Below are 17,756 nucleotides of genomic sequence, written 5' to 3'. Positions count from 1 at the left end.
ACGGTGCGACGGCCGCAGCCGTAGTTCGATTGCTCCCGCTGAGCTCGCGCAATGGCACGGGCGTACTTGTCGGTGGTTCGGTGCACACTGATGCCATGGCCCAGTTCTCCCGCGCGACCCAGGAGTGGTTCGACGGCGCGTTTCCCGCGCCCACGTCCGCTCAGCTCGGGGCGTGGCGAGCGATCGCTGCGGGCGAGCACACCTTGGTCGTCGCGCCGACCGGCTCCGGGAAGACGCTGTCGGCGTTCCTTTGGGCGATCGACCAGCTGGCTGCCCGGGAGCGGACCGCCGAGCGTAGCGACACCTCCGTGCTGTACGTGTCGCCGCTGAAGGCGCTCGCCGTGGACGTGGAGCGCAATCTACGGGCTCCGCTGGTCGGCATCACGCAGACCGCCAAGCGGCTGGGCGTCGAGCCGCCGGAGATCACCGTCGGGGTCCGTTCCGGCGACACCAGCGCCGCCGACCGGCGGTCCATGCTGCGCACCCCGCCGGACATCTTGATCACCACGCCGGAATCGCTGTTCCTCATGCTCACCTCGGCCGCGCGAGACACGCTGGGTGACGTGCGCACGGTGATCGTGGACGAGGTGCACGCGATCGCCGGTTCCAAACGCGGCGCGCACCTGGCACTGTCGCTCGCCCGGCTGGACCTGCTGACCGAGCGGCCCGCGCAGCGCATCGGCCTGTCCGCCACGGTCCGGCCACCGGAGGAAGTCGGGCGTTTCCTGGTCGGCGCCGCGCCGATCACACTGGTCGCGCCGCCCGCGCCGAAGACGTTCGACCTGTCGGTGCGCGTGCCGGTCGCGGACATGACCGAGCCGGGCGACTCCGACCAGCCCGGATCGATCTGGCCGCACGTGGACGAAGCGATCGTCGAGCTCGTCCTGGAACACCGATCCTCCATCGTCTTCGCCAACTCCCGCAGGCTGGCCGAGCGTCTCACCGCCCGGTTGAACGAGGCCTACGCGGCACGGCTCGGCGAGCCGGTGGAGACCGAACACAAACCGCCCGCCCAGCTCGGGGCGTCCACGGAGGTGATCCACGGCGCTGATTCGCTGCTGGCGCGGGCGCACCACGGTTCGGTCAGCAAAGAACAGCGCGCGCTGATCGAAGACGATCTCAAAAGCGGGCGGCTGCGCTGCGTCGTCGCGACCAGCAGCCTGGAACTCGGCATCGACATGGGCGCGGTGGATCTCGTCGTGCAGGTGGAGGCGCCGCCCTCGGTGGCGAGCGGATTGCAGCGGATCGGACGCGCCGGCCATCAGGTCGGTGAGATCTCCCGCGGAGTGATCTTCCCGAAGCACCGCACCGACGTCATCCACTGCGCGGTGGCGTCGCAGCGGATGACCGCGGGGCAGATCGAGGCGATCCAGATCCCGGCGCACCCGCTGGACATTCTCGCGCAGCAGACCGTCGCCGCGTGCGCGCTCGATCCGATCGACGTCGACGCGTGGTTCGACGTCGTTCGCGGCACGGGGAGTTACGCGTCGCTGCCGCGCTCGGCCTACGAATCGGTCCTCGACCTGCTCTCCGGGCGCTATCCCTCCGACGAGTTTGCCGAGCTGCGGCCCCGGCTGGTCTGGGACCGCGACGCCGGGACGCTGACCGGGCGGCCCGGCGCGCAACGCCTGGCCGTGACCTCCGGCGGCGCGATCCCCGACCGGGGCCTGTTCGCGGTGTACATGGTGGGCGAGAAGTCCTCGCGCGTCGGTGAACTCGATGAGGAGATGGTCTACGAGTCACGGGTCGGCGACGTGTTCGCGCTCGGGGCGACGAGCTGGCGGATCGAGGAGATCACCTTCGATCGGGTGCTGGTCACACCCGCGTTCGGGCAGCCGGGCCGGTTGCCGTTCTGGCACGGCGATGGGCTCGGGCGGCCCGCGGAACTCGGTGCTGCGCTGGGAGAGTTCGTGCGCACGGTCGGGCTGCGGCTCGCGTCCGAACCGGACGGCGCGACCGGAACGCGTAAGGCATTGCGACGCAGGACCACTGCTGCGTCGACCGGTTCGATGTCGTCCGATTCGGCGGCATCCGATCGCGCAGAATCCGATTCCGTCTCGCTGAGTACAGCCGAGCCCGATTCGGCGGCGCTCGGTTCGGCGGAGCCGGGTTCAGCCGAGCCCGGTTCAGCGAAGCGCGGTGCGGCGGAGCGCGGTGCGGCGGAGCGCGGTTCTGCGGAGCCGCCCTCGGATGCATCCGGCTCGACGAATCCGTCTCGGCCGCCCGGGGAGCCCGCTCGCGTCGAGCACGATCGGGCACAGGCTGCCGTTCCGCGTACCTCGCGGCGAAAGTCCGGCAGCGACGAATCGAGCACCGAGCCAGCGCAGGACGGCATCGCACAGGTGCTGCGATCGGCCGGTCTGGACGACAACGCGACCGCGAACCTGCTCACGCTCTTGGACGACCAGCGCGCCGCGACCGGGCATCTGCCCACCGACCGCACGCTGATCGTGGAGCGTTTCCGCGACGAACTCGGCGACTGGCGACTGGTCCTGCATTCGCCCTACGGACTGCCGGTGCACGCGCCATGGGCGCTGGCCGTCGGTGCGCGGCTGCGCGAGCGGTTCGGTGTGGAAGCCGCGTCGAACGCCTCCGACGACGGCATCGTCGTGCGGCTGCCCGACACCACCGACGATCCGCCCGGCGCCGAGCTGTTCGTGTTCGAGTCCGACGAGATCGACGACATCGTCACCGAGCAAGTAGGCGGTTCGGCGCTGTTCGCCTCCCGGTTCCGGGAGTGTGCGGCACGCGCCCTGCTGCTGCCCCGCCGCGACCCAGGCAAGCGTGCCCCGCTGTGGCAGCAGCGCCAGCGCTCGGCTCAGTTGCTCGACGTGGCGCGCAAATTTCCCGAGTTCCCGATTCTTTTGGAGACGGTGCGCGAATGCCTGCGCGACGTCTACGATCTGCCGTCGCTGCGCGAGTTGCTCGGCCGGGTGGCGCGTCGCCAGGTGCGACTGGTCGAAGTGGAGACCGCGACGCCGTCACCGTTCGCGAACGCTCTGCTGTTCGACTACATCGGCCAATTCATGTACGACGGCGACAGCCCGCTGGCCGAGCGCCGCGCCGCGGCGCTGTCGCTCGACTCGGGCCTGCTCGCCGAGTTGCTCGGCCGGGTAGAGCTACGCGAGCTGCTCGACGCCGCGGTCATCGACCAGACCGAGCGAGAGCTGCAGCGGCTCACGCCGGAGCGGCGCGCTAGGGACGCCGAGGGCTTGGCGGATCTGCTGCGGCTGCTCGGGCCGCTCACCGCCGCGGAGGCCGCCGAGCGCTGCGAAGAACATCCCGCGGAATGGTTCGCGAGTCTGGTGGCCGCGCGGCGGGCACTGGAGGTGTCGTTCGCGGGCCGAACCTGGTGGGTGGCGGTCGAGGACGCGGCCCGCCTGCGTGATGCGTTGGGGGTTCCGCTGCCGATCGGAACGCCCGCGGCGTTCATCGAGCCGGTGGCCGATCCGCTCGGCGACCTGGTCGGCCGCTACGCCCGCACACACGGGCCTTTCGGCACCGAGGCGGTCGCGGCCCGGTTCGGGCTCGGCACCGCCGTCGCCGCTTCCGCGCTGCACCGGCTCGTCGCCGAGAAACGCGTGGTGGAAGGCGAATTCACGCCCGGAGCCGCCGGGGCGGAATGGTGTGACGCGCAGGTGTTGCGCCGACTGCGCCGCCGGTCGCTCGCCGCCGCACGGCACGAGGTCGAGCCGGTCTCCACCGCCGCGTTGGGCCGCTTCCTGCCGTCCTGGCAGCACATCGGCACCGGCGAACTGCGTGGCGTCGACGGCGTCGCGGCCGTCGTGGAACAGCTTGCCGGCGTGCCGATTCCGGCGTCGGCCTGGGAGTCGTTGATCTTGCCCGCGCGGGTGCCGGGCTATACCCCCGCCATGCTCGACGAGCTGATGGCGACCGGCGAGGTGATCTGGTCCGGACATGGGGCCATCACCGCGAAGGACGGCTGGATCGCCCTGCACCTGGCCGACCAAGCCCCGTTCACGCTCGCACCACCGGACGAGATAGATCTCTCGGACACTCAGCTGCGGCTGCTCACGGGATTAGGGGCGACTTTCGTGCCGTGGACATCTCTCGGCACCGCCGACACCCCGGCAGACCGGGAGCCCGTGCCGCTGGACGAGCCCGACCCATCGGCCGACGACACTGACGCGCGGATGGATTCGAGCCGAAAACGCTCCGCCGGACGGGCAGCACAGGTAGGCCGCGATCCACGCGAAGCAGACGGCCCGGTAGATCGAGAGCCGGTGCCGCTCGATGAGCGCGATCCATCGTCGGCAAACGGCCGTGGCACGCGCAGGGATTCGACCGGCAGAGGGGAAGCACTCGTGGGCGGTGATACGCCGGCCGGAGGCACGGCGGCGCGTCACGACGTCCGCGGGCGTCGGTCGCCGAGCGACTTCGGACCCACGGCTGGGACCGAACAACTCGGCGGAGCACAACGCCTGGTGCCGGTCCCGCAGGGCGGCGGTGCGTTCTTCTTCCGGCAGCTGTCGGATGCCACCGGTCTGCTCGACGACTCCGCGGTGGTTACCGCGCTGTGGGAATTGGTCTGGGCGGGCTTGGTTTCCGGTGACACGTTCGCCCCCGTACGCGCGCTGTTGTCGGGAACGACGCGGAGCACCACCGCCCATCGCACACCCAGGCGCGCTCCCCGCGGCCGCGCCTACCTGCCCAGACCGACCATGCCGACTCGTTCCGGTCCGCCCTCGGTGGCCGGAAGGTGGTCGCTGCTGCCCCAGCGCGTCTCGGACAACACCGTGCGCGCGCACGCGACCGCGGATCTGCTTCTGGAGCGGTACGGGGTGCTCACCAGAGGATCGGTGCAGAACGAAGGGGTGCCGGGCGGATTCGCACTGATGTACCGGGTGCTGACCGAATTCGAGGATCGCGGGCGGTGCCGCCGCGGGTATTTCGTCGACTCGCTCGGCGGCGCCCAGTTCTCCACCACCGATGTGGTGGACCGACTGCGTTCCTTCGACACCGAGCGAGCCCGTCCCGAGTCCAGGCAGCCGACCGGTACGGTGCTGGCACTGGCCGCCTGCGATCCCGCCAACCCGTACGGCGCCGCGCTGGCCTGGCCGAAGAGCAACGTCGAGGGCGGGCATCGTCCCGGGCGCAAAGCCGGGGCGCTGGTCGTGCTCGTGGACGGGGAACTGGTCCTCTACCTGGAACGGGGCGGCAAGACCCTGTTGACCTTCACCGAAGATCCCGACGCCCGCCGCGGCGCCGCGCAGGCCCTGGCCGATCTGGTACGGCACCGCCGCGTGGACTCGCTGGTCATCGACCGCGTCAACGGAGACACCGTGCACGGCAATACTTTCGCCGGATTCCTCATCGAGGCGGGCTTCTCCGCCACGCCGCGCGGCCTGCGCCTGCGGAGCCGCCCGTGAGTCCCGATGGTCCCTTAGGCGGCGATAGCGTCGATGTCCGCGGTACAGCACCGGGGCCGCGCTATGCCTGAGGGTGACACCGTATTCCTCACCGCCAAGCGGCTTCGGGCCGCATTGACAGGAAAGGTGCTGACGCGCAGCGACTTTCGAGTACCGCGTTTTGCGACGCTCGACCTGCGCGGGCAGGAGGTCGAGAGCGTCGGCAGCTACGGCAAGCACCTTTTCATCCGTACGCCGACCGTCAGTATCCACACGCACCTGAAGATGGAGGGCAGCTGGCACGTGTTCCACTGCGGACAGCGCTGGACCAAACCGCGGGTCACCGCACGGGTCGTGCTGAGCACCGCGGAAGTGGAAGCGGTCGGGTTCTCGCTGGGTACCGTCGACGTGGTACGGGTCGGCGATGAACACCGGATCATCGACCACCTCGGGCCGGATCTGCTCGGCCCGAATTGGGATGCCGTGGAAGCGGTCCGGCGGCTGCGGCGGTATCCGAACCAGCCGATCGGTGTCGCCGTGCTCGACCAGCGCAACCTCGCGGGCATCGGCAATATCTATCGCAGCGAGGTCTGCTTCCTCCGCCGCGTCCACCCCGCCACCCGCGTCGGCGACGTCCCTGATCTGCTCGCCCTGGTCAACGAGGCGCACCGGGTCTTGACCGAAGCCGTGGACAAACCCCCACGACGCCCGCTGGCCTACGGCCGCACCCACCGTCCATGCCAACGCTGCGGCACACCGCTGAAGGCCGACCTGCTCGACTACACCGCACCCGATTACGATCGCGTGGTCCAGCGTGAACGCGGCATCTATTTCTGCCCGCGCTGCCAGCCCGTTCCGCCGATGTAGTCCGGCAGGGCCACAAAAAGAGCATCAGCCTTCGGACGGCACCGGTTCCAGGATTTCCGGGCGGGGTTCGGGAGCCGCGATCCGCAGGGCGTCCGCGGAGGCGTCGTCGGGCTGGGTCTGCGAATGGACTTCCGCGTCGACCCGCGCCTGATAGGTGCGGACCTCCCGGTCGATCTCCTCCTCGTCCCAGCCCAAGATCGGGGCGACCAGCCCGGCCACTTGCTCGGCACAGTTGGCGCCGCGGTGCGAATACTCGATCGAGATCCGGGTCCGCCGGGCGAGGATGTCGTCCAAGTGCAGCGCGCCCTCGGCTGCCGCCGCGTAGACCGCCTCCACCTGCAAATAGGATGGCGCGTCCGTAATCGGTTGCAGCAGTTCGGGTTTGTCCTCGGCCAAGGCCATGACGTCATAGATCAGGGAGCCGTACCGGTCCAGGAGGTGCTTGATCCGGTAGGGATGCACGCCGTACGTCTCAGCCAACTGCACCGTCTGGTTGACCAGCGCGAAGTAACCGTCCGCGCCGAGCAGCGGCACCTTCGCGGTGATCGACGGGGAGACCCGGGCCGGAATGTCCTGCGCCGCTTCGTCCACCGCGTCGTAGGCCATCACGCGATAGGTGGTGTACTTGCCGCCCGCGATACCGACCAAGCCGGGCGCGACGCGGGCCACGGCGTGCTCGCGCGATAGCTTGGAGGTCTCGTCGCTCTCCCCCGCCAGCAGCGGGCGCAGCCCCGCGTACACGCCGTCGATGTCGTCGGGAGTGAGCGGCGTGACCAGCACTTGGTTCACCCGTTCGAGCAGGTAGTCGATATCGGCCTTGGTGGCCGCCGGGTGCGCCAGGTCGAGGTTCCAGTCGGTGTCGGTGGTGCCGATGATCCAGTGCGTGCCCCACGGGATGACGAACAGCACCGAGGTCGCGGTGCGGAGGATGATCGCGGTGTCGCTGACGATCCGATCACGCGGCACCACGATGTGCACGCCTTTGGACGCCCGCACGTGGAACCGGCCCCGCTGATGCGACAGGGCCTGGACTTCGTCGGTCCACACGCCGGTCGCGTTGATCACGACATGTCCGCGGACCTCTCCGGTGCGCCCGTCCTCGGTGTCGCGCACCTTGACGCCGACCACCCGGTCGGCCTCGCGCAGGAACCCCACCACCTGGGTGGAGGTGCGGATCACGGCACTGTAGTGCGCGGCCGTGCGCGCCACCATCATGGTGTGGCGTGCGTCGTCGACGACCGTGTCGTAGTAGCTGACACCGCCGATCAGCGAGTCGCGCCGCAACCCCGGCGCCAGCCGCAACGCGCCCGCACGAGACAGATGCCGTTGACCGGGAACGGATTTCGCGCCGCCCATGGTGTCGTAGAGGACCAGCCCGGCGGCCACGTACGGACGCTCCCAGGCGCGACGGGTCAGCGGATAGAGAAAGCGCAGCGGCTTGACCAGGTGCGGCGCCAGAATGGACAGCGAAAGCTCGCGTTCCCGCAGCGCCTCGCGCACCAATCCGAACTCCAGCTGTTCCAGATACCGCAGTCCGCCGTGGAACATCTTCGACGACCGGCTGGAGGTACCCGACGCGAGATCGCGAGCCTCGACCAGCGCGACCTGCAAACCCCTGGTCGCCGCGTCCAAGGCGATGCCGGCCCCCACGATCCCGCCGCCGACGACGACCACGTCGAAATGATCCTTGCCGAAGCGCTCCCAAGCCGTCGTGCGCTGCTCCGGGCCGAGAAACTGCGAATCCGGTTTCGTGGTCATGCTCGACTCCTCCCGCCGACGCGGATGTGTCCGACCGAGCCTTCACCACCAGGCTAAAGCGTATCGAACAACTTTGGTGAAGCTGGTCGGCACCGCCCTTCCCGGGCGTCGTCGGTTCAGGCTGCGGGGGCAGCGTGAACGTTGGTTCCCGCGTCTTCCGGGATGGTTTCACCGGCACACGTATGGTGCCGGTCAGTGCCGTCCCGTCGGCGGGCGTTGGTGGCCCGGCCTCCTGCTCGGGGGTCCGGGGATCGGGGGTGGTCACGGTGGGTCTACAAATCGGTCGAGCGCACCTACGACTGGGTCGGCTGAGCGTTCTCCGGCGCTACCCGACGGCGTCCGCCAGCCGGTCGACAGCCAGTTCCAGCGTCGCCGCGTCGGATGTGGTGAAGCACATCCGCATCGAATTGCGGTACCCGCCGTCGACCGCGAACGCGGAACCGGGCACGTAGGCGACACCGGATTCGAGCGCACGCGGCAGGAGCCGGCCGGTGTCGGTGCCGTCGGTGAAATCGGCCCAGACGAACATGCCGCCCGCGGCGTCGCTGCAGCGCACGCGGTCCCCGAACCGGGTGCGTGTCGCGTGCACGAGCGTCTTCGCCCGCTCGCCGTAGACCCCGCGGACGTGGTCGACATGGCCGGCGAGCCACGCCGTGTCGGCGAGCAGGTCGGCGGCGATCTGCTGGGTGAGCGCCGACCCGCACAGGTCCGCCCCCTGTTTCAGCAGTTCGACCGCGCGGCAGACCGGTTCGGGCGCAACCATCCAGCCGACGCGCAGGCTCGGCGAGAGGATCTTCGACGCGCTCGACAGCCGGATGACGTTGCGGGAGTACGACGCGACCGGAGCGGGCGCGGGGCTGTCGAACCACAGCTCACCGTACGGATCGTCCTCGATCACCCAGAAGCCGTGCTGCTCGGCCAACCTCGCCAGTTCCGCGCGGCGCCGCGGGCTCATCGTCACGCCGCCTGGGTTGTGGAAATTGCTCACCGTGTGGACCACGGCCGGGCGCTCGCCCCCCGCGATCAGCTCGGCGATGGCCTCGGTGCGCATGCCCTCGTCGTCCAGCGCCACCGCGGCGATACGCGCTCCCGCGGCCCGGAAGACTTGCAGCGCACCGACATACGCCGGATCCTCGACCACGACCAGCGCGCCCGGGTCGAGCAGCACCTCGGCCAGCAGCGACAATGCCTGCTGCGAACCGTGCGTCACGAACACCTCGGCGAGTTGCACTGGGCGGCCGATTCGCGCCGACTCCCGGTGGGCGAGCACCTCGCGCAGTGGCGTCCACCCGGTCGACTCGGTGTACTGCAGGCAGCCGTTGTGGCTCAGCGCCGCGTCCGCGGCCGCGGCCAGGCGCTCGCGCGGCATGAGTTCGGCGTCCGGCAGCCCCCCGGCCAGGCTGACGATATCGGCGCGCGAGGTCAGCTTCAGGAGATCACGGATCGCCGAGCTCCGCAGGCCCTCCAGTTTGCCTGCCAGCGGTGGGATGGTCGGCGACATGGGAAACCTCCGGGGGACGCCGCGGGACGCGATGTCCCACTGTCGCACATCGCCACCAGATTCCGAAATATTCATCCCATGATCCGGGAGGCGACGAACCGCCCGGCGAAGTTACCGCTTCGCGATGACGAAGACCAGTTTCCTGCCGTCCCGGTCGACGGTCGAGACACGCTGCGGGTACACGATCGTCGTGCCGTCGGGGCGATGCTCGGTCAGATCGACGTCGAAGGTGTCCGGGCCTGTCTCGGTGATCCGCACGCAGTGCGTCGTCCCCACCGGGATCTGCTCGTCGATGGCCTGCTGAAGGACTGCGGCGGTCGAAAAATCAGCGTCCGCCGCGACGAATGACCTGGCCAGTTCCCCGTTGCGCGCGACATAGAACGCGTTCTGGAACCCGAGAATGGCCCCGGCCCCGCTGGCGGTGTCGCCGGGTCCGTTGCCGATGGTCACTGTGCCGTCCTTGCGGGACGGGCAGCTCAATGCCGCTGTCGTGCCGACGGCACTCGGAGCGGCGCTGCTGTCGCCGTTGTCGCGGGAGACCCCGATGATCGTCACCGCCAGCGCAATCAGCACCACGACCGCCGCGAGCGTCCCGAGCACGACCCATCTGCGCCGCGAGGAGCCGGAACGTCGCGCGGGCGCCGGCGTCGAGGGGACGCGCAGCGCCAACCGCATGGCGATCGGGTCCTCGGCCCAGGACAGGCCGGAATCGGACTGCTCAGGCGGCTTCGGCACGCCACCTTCGGCGGTCGGCTGATTCCACCACGTGTCCCGCTCGCTACCGGTGGCCTGCGGGCGCGCGGCCTCCGCGGCAGGCTGCTCCGGCGGCACGGGCGCGGATGGCCGTTCGGTGTGGACCGTGGAATCCGGCGCGCGATACTGCGGGGCCGGTGCGGGCCTCGGCTCCGGCTCGCCCGCGGGGCGCCAGGTGAGTCCGGGGTGGTCGGTGGGCTGCTGCGGGACCTGCCACCTCTGGCCGGTATCGGCGCCCATCGGTGGACCGAATTCCGAAATAGCCGGCCCGAATTCGGAAACCGGCGGCCCGAACTCCCCCAGCGGTGGACCGAACTCCGACCCGGACTGGTCGGATTCGTTCTCCCTCGCATCACCCTCGGAGGTCACACCCAATCCTTTCCCAGGACACACGAGTGGGGCGGCCGTGAACGACCGCCCCACCCGTCGAGATCAGCTCGTGTCAGTACTGGAGCGAACCACCCCACTGGGCGGTCACACCAGCGACGTCGACGGTCTGCGGAGCGATATCGCCCGACTGAAGCGGAAGCTTAACCTGTGCGGCCGCCTCGAGTGCGGCCGCGCCGCCCGGCTGCTCCCGGATCCAATCCTCCACCGCGGCCTTGGCCTGGTTCAGCTGCGTGGTGTCGAACACCGCGGTGGCGTTGTTGTCGGCCAAGCCCTCGCCACCGGTGTAGGTGGTGAGCTTGACGGTGTTCTTGTCGACGAACTCCACCGAGACGCCCGCTTCGCCCTGACCGGTCGGCGTGCGGTAGCCGATGGTGCCGACGTAACCGGCCTCGTTGCTGAAGTGATGAGTGTTGGCCACGTAGCCCGGCAGCAGTCGGTTGCCGTCGATGTTCGCGCCGATCTCCGCGTGCGGACCGGTCATCTCCACGACCGGGGCGGGCGGGGCGGTCTCCAGGCGCGGCGCCTGCCAACGCGGCTGCGGCTGCACCAGCGTGGAGCTATCCGGCTGCTGCGCCTGGGCGTTCTCGCCGCCTTGCGTGTCCGGCTGCGGGGCCGCCTGCTGCCCGGGTTGCGGAGTGGCTTGCTGCCCGGGTTGCGGGGCGGCTTGATCCGGCACCACCGCGGGCTGCGGCTCGCCCGGCTGCTGGCCGGGGACCGGCAGCGGCGCGACGCGCGGGGTGCTCACACCCGGCTGCGTCGGACTCGCCAGTTGCGGGTCCTTCTGATCGGGCGCGGCGTGGTCTTGGTCCGGAGTGGTGACGCCGGGCTGGCTCGGCGTCGGTTTGCTGTCCGGCTTCTGCGGATCCTGCTTGGACTCCGGCTTGTTCGGTTCCGCCTGAGTGGTCTCCGGGGTACTCGGCGACTCGGTCACACCCGGCTGCGTCGGCTGATCGTTGGGAGCCGCCCCCGCCGGCGCCGCGAAGAGAGTGGCCACTGCGGCCGCTGTAGCCAGCGGCAACGAGGTGCTCGCCATCGCTCGCTGCGCCCGACTCGGCTTACGATGTTTCACTGTCGCAATTCCCTTCCGGGTGCGGCTGGTCGGCCGCATTCAGTTGTCCCTGGGTGAGACGCCTGATCGTCGAACGACCCGAATCGTTCGCCGTGCCGATTTGGAAAGGAACCCATCCCCCCGCACCGAACCTCGCGACCGCCCTCCGATCGCATCTCTGTCGAGGAGTGAACCACATGTGCGCACAATGAGCAACGCGGCGAATACCCAAGGGTGGCAAGCCCACCCGCGCCGCACGGCAGCCCCATGTTCGCGGGGCATGATGTCCGATATCGGACACGGCACAGCGCGCGTCAGGCCGACGTCAATCCAGATCGTCGTGCCGCATCAGCAAACGGGCCGCCTCGGTCACCGACCCGGTCAGCGACGGGTACACCGAGAAGGTCTGGGCCAGGTCGTTCACCGTCAGATTGTTCTGCACCGCAAGCGCGATCGGCAGAATCAGTTCCGAGGCGATCGGCGCGACGATCACACCGCCGATCACAACGCCGGTCGCGGGACGGCAGAAGATCTTGACGAAACCGCGTCGCAGCCCGGACATCTTGGCGCGCGGGTTGGTGTTCAGCGGCAGCATCACCGTGCGCGCGGGCACCTCGCCGTTATCGATCGCGGTCTGGCTGACCCCGACCGTCGCGATCTCCGGCCGGGTGAACACCGCGGAGGCAACGGTCTTCAAGCGAATCGGGCTGACGCCCTCGCCGAGTGCGTGGTACATCGCGATGCGTCCCTGCATCGCGGCCACCGAAGCCAGCGGCAGCAGACCGGTGCAGTCGCCCGCGGCGTAGATACCCGGCACCGACGTGCGCGATACGCGGTCCACCCGCAGATAGCCGCCGCGGTCGAGTTCGATGCCGACCCGGTCCAGCCCGAGCCCCTCGGTATTGGGTGTCGAGCCGACGGTCATCAGCGCGTGCGTGCCGGAAACCGTGCGGCCGTCGGACAACTTGACCACGATGCCTTCGGCGGTGCGCTGCACCGCGTCCGCCCGCGCGTGCTTGACCAGTTCGACGCCGCGCTCGGCGAGCGCGTCCTCCAGCACGAGCGCCGCGTCGGCGTCTTCACCGGGCAGCACGCGGTCGCGGCTGGAGACCAGCTTCACCCGCACGCCCATTTCGGTGTACGCGGAGACGAACTCGGCGCCCGTCACACCGGAGCCGACCACCACCAAGGTCTCCGGCAGCTCCTCCAAGTCGTAGAGCTGACGCCAGTTGAGAATGCGCTCGCCGTCCGGTTCGGCGCCGGGGAGCACGCGGGGGCTGGCGCCGGTGGCGATCAGCACAACCTCCGCCTCGATCGTCTGCTGCGCACCGTCGGCCAGCTTGGCGAGCACCCGGTGCGCGGCCAGACCACTGCCGGGATCGATCAGCTCGCCGCGGCCGGACAGCACCGTCACCCCGACGGTCTGCAGCTTCGAGCGGATATCCGACGACTGCGCCAACGCCAGCGCCTTCACGCGCGCGTTCACCTCGGGCAGCTGGACGTGTGCCTGGTTCGGGTCGAGGGTGATCCCGAGATCGCGGGCGCGGCGCAGGTCGGTGCGCACCCCGGTCGAGGCGATGAACGTCTTGGAGGGGACGCAGTCCCACAGCACACACGCCCCGCCGATGCCGTCGGAATCGATCAGCGTCACCGACGCACCGTGCTGGGCCGCCACCAGCGCCGCCTCGTAGCCGGCCGGTCCGCCACCGATGATCGCGATGCGGGTCATTGATACCTCCGCTCGTGCTTCGCGCCGGGATCTCCGGCACATGTCAACGTTATCCGGCAATCACCTCGCACTTCCGACCGCGTTACCGGTGCGCGGCAGTTCCCCGCACGCCGCGCCGCAGGTGCGGCAATCGAACGCGGTCGGTGAAGGTTATTGGCTACCCTTTGCTGGTGCCGATCTATGCCGCCTACGGGTCCAACATGGACGCAACGCAGATGCTCGAGCGCTGTCCGCACTCACCCATGTCCGGGACGGGCTGGTTGGAGGGCTGGCGGCTCACCTTCGCCGGTGACGACATCGGCTGGGAAGGGCCTCTCGCGACGGTCGTCGAGGACCCGGATTCCCGGGTGTTCGTCGTGCTCTACGACGTCTCCCCGGAGGACGAGCAGCGGCTGGACCGCTGGGAGGGATCGGACTTCGGTATCCACAAGAAGATCCGCCTGCGGGTCACCCGCGACGCCGACGGCGACAGCGAACCCACCCTCGCCTGGCTCTACGTGCTGGACGCCTACGAGGGCGGGCTGCCATCGGCCCGCTACCTGGGCGTGATCGCCGACGCGGCCGAAAAGGCGGGCGCGCCAGCGGATTACGTGCACGAACTACGCACCAGAAACAGCCGCAACGTCGGGCCGGGCAACTTCGGCTGACCACGCGTTCCACTCCGCTATCCGATCAACACACTCCCAGCCCGGTCAGGTGCGAGACCATCGAGCACCGTTCGCGGCCCGTCTCGTGTCCAAGTGGGCGAAGCGCATGTGCCGCAGGCGCGAGTCTCGCCCGCACCGCTCACCCGATCACTACCGAACAACCACGTAACAACCAATCCCACCCAGCCCCGTCGGGTGCGAGACCATCGAGCACCGTTCGCGGCCCGGCTCGCGTCCGAGCGGGCGAAGCGCATGCGCCGCAGGCGCGAGTCTCGCCCGCTCGGACGCGAGCCATAAAGGGGCCGCGAACACCGAGCGCCGCAGGCGCTGGAAATCAGACAGAGAGCACGATATTGCTCAGCACCCGGACGCCGACCGCGAGCGCCCGCTCGTCGATGTCGAAGGTCGGCTGGTGTAGATCCAGTTGTTCGCCCTCGCCGGACCAGACACCCAGGCGAGCCATCGCACCCGGCACCTCTTCCAGGTACCAGGAGAAGTCCTCGCCGCCCCCGGACTGCATGGTGTCCGACAGCGCGTCGGGACCGAGGGCGCGGATCGCGTCCTCGAACATGCGGGTGGAGTGCTCCTCGTTGACCACGGGAGGCACGCCGCGCCGGTAGTTGAGCTGGTAGCGCACGCCGGTCGGGGCGAGCAGCCCGTCGACGATCTCGCGCACCATCGGCTCCAGCAGCGACCAGGTGTCGTGATCGCCGGTGCGGATGGTGCCGGTGAGCATGCCGGTCTGCGGAATGGCGTTCGGCGCCTTGCCCGCGCTCACCGCGCCCCACACCATCACGGTGCTGGTGCGCGGGTCGATGCGGCGGCTCAGCAGGCCGGGCAGGCCGGTGATCACCGTGCCGATCGCGTAGACCAGGTCGCTGGTCAGGTGCGGGCGCGAGGTATGGCCGCCCGGTGAGTCGAGCACCAGCTCGATGGTGTCGGCCGCCGAGGTGATCGCGCCGACGCGGATGCCGACCCGGCCCACCTCCAGACGGGGATCACAGTGCAGCGCGAAGATCCGCTCGACGCCCGCCATCGCACCGGTGGCGACCACGTCGATCGCACCACCCGGCATGATCTCCTCGGCGGGCTGGAAGACCAGCCGCACGCCGACCGGCAGCTCGGGCACCTCGGCCAGGGCCAGCGCCGTGCCGAGCAGGATCGTGGTGTGCGCGTCGTGGCCGCACGCGTGTGACACGCCCGGCACGGTGGAGGCGAAGCTCAGTCCGGTGAACTCCTGCAGGGGCAGCGCATCCATATCGGCGCGCAGACCGATCCGGCGCCCCTCCGGCCCGATATCACAGATCAGACCGGTGCCGCCGGGAAGTACCTGCGGCGCCAGGCCCGCCTTGATCAGCCATGCCGAGACGAACTCGGTGGTGCCGAACTCGGTGCGGGACAGTTCCGGGTTGGCGTGGATATGCCGTCGCCACCCGACCAGGTCGACCGTGTGATCGGCCAGCCACGACTCCACCACTTCCCGCCCGGATCCCCTGGTCTCCGACACCGCGGAGCTTCCGAGGCCTTCCGTGACGACGCGGGCGCCCGCGGTCGGAACCGTCGCCTGCGCCGCCGAACGGCCGGATGTGCTCACCGAATGTCCTCCTGTCGTTGAACTAGCCGTTGCAACAACCTGTCTCTATGGATGTCATCGCGTGCGACCGTGACCGCGGTACGCGCGAGCGCGAGCGCACCGTCGACGACCGCACGATCGGCCGAGGCGTTGACGCTCGCCGCGGCGAAGCCTGGCTGATGTGTCACCGCACCACCGGCATCAATGCCGATGACCGGGTGAATGCCCGGAATGACATTGGTCACGTTGCCCATGTCCGTGCTGCCCAGGGGCCGCTGCGCCTCGAGTTCCGGGGCGAGCGGCACGCGTCCCAATCCGGTGATCTGCTCGCGATAGGCGAACAATAACTCCGGATCCGGGGTCAACTCGGTGTACGTCGGCGCGAGCGTCCGGATTTCGTGGGTGCAGCCGGTCGCGAGGGCGCCCGCCTCGAAGCAAGCCGTCGCTCGTCGCGTCAGATCGTCGAGGGATGCGGAGTCGACTGCGCGTAGGTAATACAGCAGTTCCGCACGTCCGGGCACGATGTTGGGAGCTACGCCACCCTCGCCGACTATACCGTGCAGTTGCTGGCCCGGCAGGAGATGTTGTCGCAGCAACCCGAGAGCGACCTGCGCGACGGTGACCGCGTCGCCCGCGTTGCGGCCTTGTTCGGGGGCCGCGCTGGCATGCGCCTCGCGCCCGTGGAAGACCACCGACACGTCGGCCAGCGCCAGCGAGCGGGCCCCGACGATGTCGAGCGGACCCGGGTGCACCATCATCGCCATCGCGACGTCGTCGAACACTCCGCGCTCGAGCATCAGCACCTTGCCGCCGCCGCTCTCCTCGGCGGGCGTGCCGAACACCAGCACGGTGATGCCGAGCGCGTCGGCGACCTCGGCCAGGCCGAGCGCCGCACCCACCGAGGAAGCGGCGATGATGTTGTGGCCGCAAGCGTGCCCGATCTCGGGCAACGCGTCGTATTCGGCGCAGAGGCCCACCGTGAGGGGCCCGCTGCCGTAGCTGGCGCGAAACGCCGTCGGCAGGTCCGCAACCCCGGTCTCGACCTGGAAACCACGCTCGGCCAGCGGGGCGATGGTCTTGGCGACGCTCCGCGTCTCCTCGAACGCCAGCTCCGGTTCAGCGTGGATCGCGTGCGAGAGCGCGATCAGCTCGGCGGACGCCGCGATGATCGCCGCGTCGCTGCGACCAGCCGCGTCGGCGCCGGAGCACACAGCGTGGTCGTCGCAGTGCGATTGGTCGCTGCGCGGTGGTGGCATGCAACACAGTCTCGCACTGTGTTGGTCTTGCAGCGACTTCGTCGCTGCGTGTTCGCGGCCCTTCGCGTCAGCCGAAGGCCAGGTTCTCCGCGGTGGTCGGCACCGCAAGTCCGGCCAGCGCCGTCGCATGCAGCGCGCGCTTGATCACCGGCAGGTTCGGCTTGCGGTTGGCCGCCAGGGCGGCCGCCCGCTCGACAGCGGTCGCGAGCAGCGCGGATGCGTCTGCCTTGCCGTCCACGATGCCCGCGGCGATCGCGTCGTCGGCCGGGTAGCGGTGACCCGTGGTCATCGCCTGGACGCAGACCTGGTTGCTCAGCCGCTCTGTGAGCAGGGCGTTCATGCCGATGGTGAACGGCATGCCCAAGTGCACCTCGGGCAGGCAGTAGAAGCCGCGGTCGGCGCGCATCACCCGGAAGTCGTGCGAGGTGGCCAGCATCGCGCCCGCGCCGAAGGCATGGCCGTTGATCGCCGCGACGGTCGGCAGCGGGAAGCCGAGCAGGCGGGTGTAGAGCGAGTGCACGCGGTCGAGGTAGCCGTGGATCTTGTCCATGTTGGGGAACAGCCAGTCGGTGTCCAGGCCGTTGCTGTAGAACTTGCCGGTCGCGGTGGTGACCAGCGCGGCGGGACCCTCGGAGCTCTCGACCTTGTCCAGCAGCGCGTGGAATTCGTCGATCCAGTCCGGGTGGAAGCGGTTCTCACTGTCGGTCTGTCCCTCGGCCCCGAGGTAGAGGACGAACACTTCCCCTTGGCGTTCCAGATACGGCATGGGTGCAGCGTATCCGGCGGCCACGGAAAGCCCTACTCGCGGGTAGGGCTCGAGTGTCCGCCCCACGGCGTCATCTCCCCTGGACCACCCATCCGCCCG

Annotated in this window: 11 protein-coding genes; 3 read left to right on the top strand and 8 right to left on the bottom strand. The window is 69.6% G+C overall.

What is annotated here, in order from left to right:
- Positions 1-95 precede the first annotated feature (95 nt).
- Positions 96-5,390 (top strand): DEAD/DEAH box helicase, encoded by a 5,295-nt coding sequence (locus AB0M45_RS10085; RefSeq protein WP_364325278.1) that lies wholly within the window; start codon positions 96-98, stop codon positions 5,388-5,390.
- A 63-nt stretch (positions 5,391-5,453) separates the two neighbouring features.
- The gene (locus AB0M45_RS10080; RefSeq protein WP_364325275.1) at positions 5,454-6,236 is read left to right on the top strand and encodes a DNA-formamidopyrimidine glycosylase family protein; all 783 of its coding nucleotides are present in this window, start codon (positions 5,454-5,456) and stop codon (positions 6,234-6,236) included.
- A gap of 24 nt (positions 6,237-6,260) precedes the next feature.
- On the opposite strand, the gene AB0M45_RS10075 is transcribed toward AB0M45_RS10080, so the two are convergent.
- From AB0M45_RS10075 to AB0M45_RS10055, 5 genes are all read right to left on the bottom strand, one after another.
- Positions 6,261-7,994, bottom strand: coding sequence for a glycerol-3-phosphate dehydrogenase/oxidase (locus tag AB0M45_RS10075; protein WP_364325272.1), 1,734 nt, complete (start codon positions 7,992-7,994; stop codon positions 6,261-6,263).
- A gap of 325 nt (positions 7,995-8,319) precedes the next feature.
- Positions 8,320-9,495: a PLP-dependent aminotransferase family protein gene (locus tag AB0M45_RS10070; protein ID WP_364325269.1), complete on the bottom strand. Its 1,176-nt coding sequence runs from the start codon at positions 9,493-9,495 to the stop codon at positions 8,320-8,322.
- 111 nt (positions 9,496-9,606) lie between these two features.
- Positions 9,607-10,617 carry a hypothetical protein gene (locus AB0M45_RS10065; protein WP_364325266.1) on the bottom strand — a complete coding sequence of 337 codons (1,011 nt, stop codon included), beginning with the start codon at positions 10,615-10,617 and terminating at the stop codon, positions 9,607-9,609.
- Between the two features lie 73 nt (positions 10,618-10,690).
- Complete coding sequence (locus AB0M45_RS10060) at positions 10,691-11,632, bottom strand: hypothetical protein (RefSeq protein ID WP_364325263.1); 942 nt, start codon at positions 11,630-11,632, stop codon at positions 10,691-10,693.
- 379 nt (positions 11,633-12,011) lie between these two features.
- Complete coding sequence (locus AB0M45_RS10055; RefSeq protein WP_364325260.1) at positions 12,012-13,415, bottom strand: NAD(P)H-quinone dehydrogenase; 1,404 nt, start codon at positions 13,413-13,415, stop codon at positions 12,012-12,014.
- A 170-nt stretch (positions 13,416-13,585) separates the two neighbouring features.
- On the opposite strand from AB0M45_RS10055, the gene AB0M45_RS10050 reads away from it, so the two are divergent.
- Positions 13,586-14,062 (top strand): gamma-glutamylcyclotransferase, encoded by a 477-nt coding sequence (locus AB0M45_RS10050; protein ID WP_364325257.1) that lies wholly within the window; start codon positions 13,586-13,588, stop codon positions 14,060-14,062.
- Positions 14,063-14,396: 334 nt separating this feature from the next.
- On the opposite strand, the gene AB0M45_RS10045 is transcribed toward AB0M45_RS10050, so the two are convergent.
- From AB0M45_RS10045 to AB0M45_RS10035, 3 genes are all read right to left on the bottom strand, one after another.
- Positions 14,397-15,536 carry a M20 family metallopeptidase gene (locus AB0M45_RS10045; protein WP_364325575.1) on the bottom strand — a complete coding sequence of 380 codons (1,140 nt, stop codon included), beginning with the start codon at positions 15,534-15,536 and terminating at the stop codon, positions 14,397-14,399.
- Between the two features lie 116 nt (positions 15,537-15,652).
- The gene (locus AB0M45_RS10040; protein WP_364325255.1) at positions 15,653-16,891 is read right to left on the bottom strand and encodes a M20 family metallopeptidase; all 1,239 of its coding nucleotides are present in this window, start codon (positions 16,889-16,891) and stop codon (positions 15,653-15,655) included.
- Positions 16,892-16,958: 67 nt separating this feature from the next.
- The gene (locus tag AB0M45_RS10035; protein WP_364325252.1) at positions 16,959-17,657 is read right to left on the bottom strand and encodes an enoyl-CoA hydratase-related protein; all 699 of its coding nucleotides are present in this window, start codon (positions 17,655-17,657) and stop codon (positions 16,959-16,961) included.
- Between the last annotated feature and the right edge of the window lie 99 nt (positions 17,658-17,756).

Origin of the sequence: Nocardia sp. NPDC051787 (assembly GCF_040681325.1) — a bacterium.
GTDB lineage: Bacteria > Actinomycetota > Actinomycetes > Mycobacteriales > Mycobacteriaceae > Nocardia.
The sequence above is the reverse complement of the archived record's forward strand: the minus strand, read 5'-3'. Positions and strand labels throughout refer to the sequence as shown.

Excerpts from the sequence above, each read along its gene's own strand:
- AB0M45_RS10085 (WP_364325278.1), top strand. The coding sequence starts at position 96 with ATGGCCCAGTTCTCCCGCGCGACCCAGGAGTGGTTCGACGGCGCGTTT.
- AB0M45_RS10080 (WP_364325275.1), top strand. The coding sequence starts at position 5,454 with ATGCCTGAGGGTGACACCGTATTCCTCACCGCCAAGCGGCTTCGGGCC.
- AB0M45_RS10075 (WP_364325272.1), bottom strand. The coding sequence starts at position 7,994 with ATGACCACGAAACCGGATTCGCAGTTTCTCGGCCCGGAGCAGCGCACG.
- AB0M45_RS10070 (WP_364325269.1), bottom strand. The coding sequence starts at position 9,495 with ATGTCGCCGACCATCCCACCGCTGGCAGGCAAACTGGAGGGCCTGCGG.
- AB0M45_RS10055 (WP_364325260.1), bottom strand. The coding sequence starts at position 13,415 with ATGACCCGCATCGCGATCATCGGTGGCGGACCGGCCGGCTACGAGGCG.
- AB0M45_RS10040 (WP_364325255.1), bottom strand. The coding sequence starts at position 16,891 with ATGCCACCACCGCGCAGCGACCAATCGCACTGCGACGACCACGCTGTG.
- AB0M45_RS10035 (WP_364325252.1), bottom strand. The coding sequence starts at position 17,657 with ATGCCGTATCTGGAACGCCAAGGGGAAGTGTTCGTCCTCTACCTCGGG.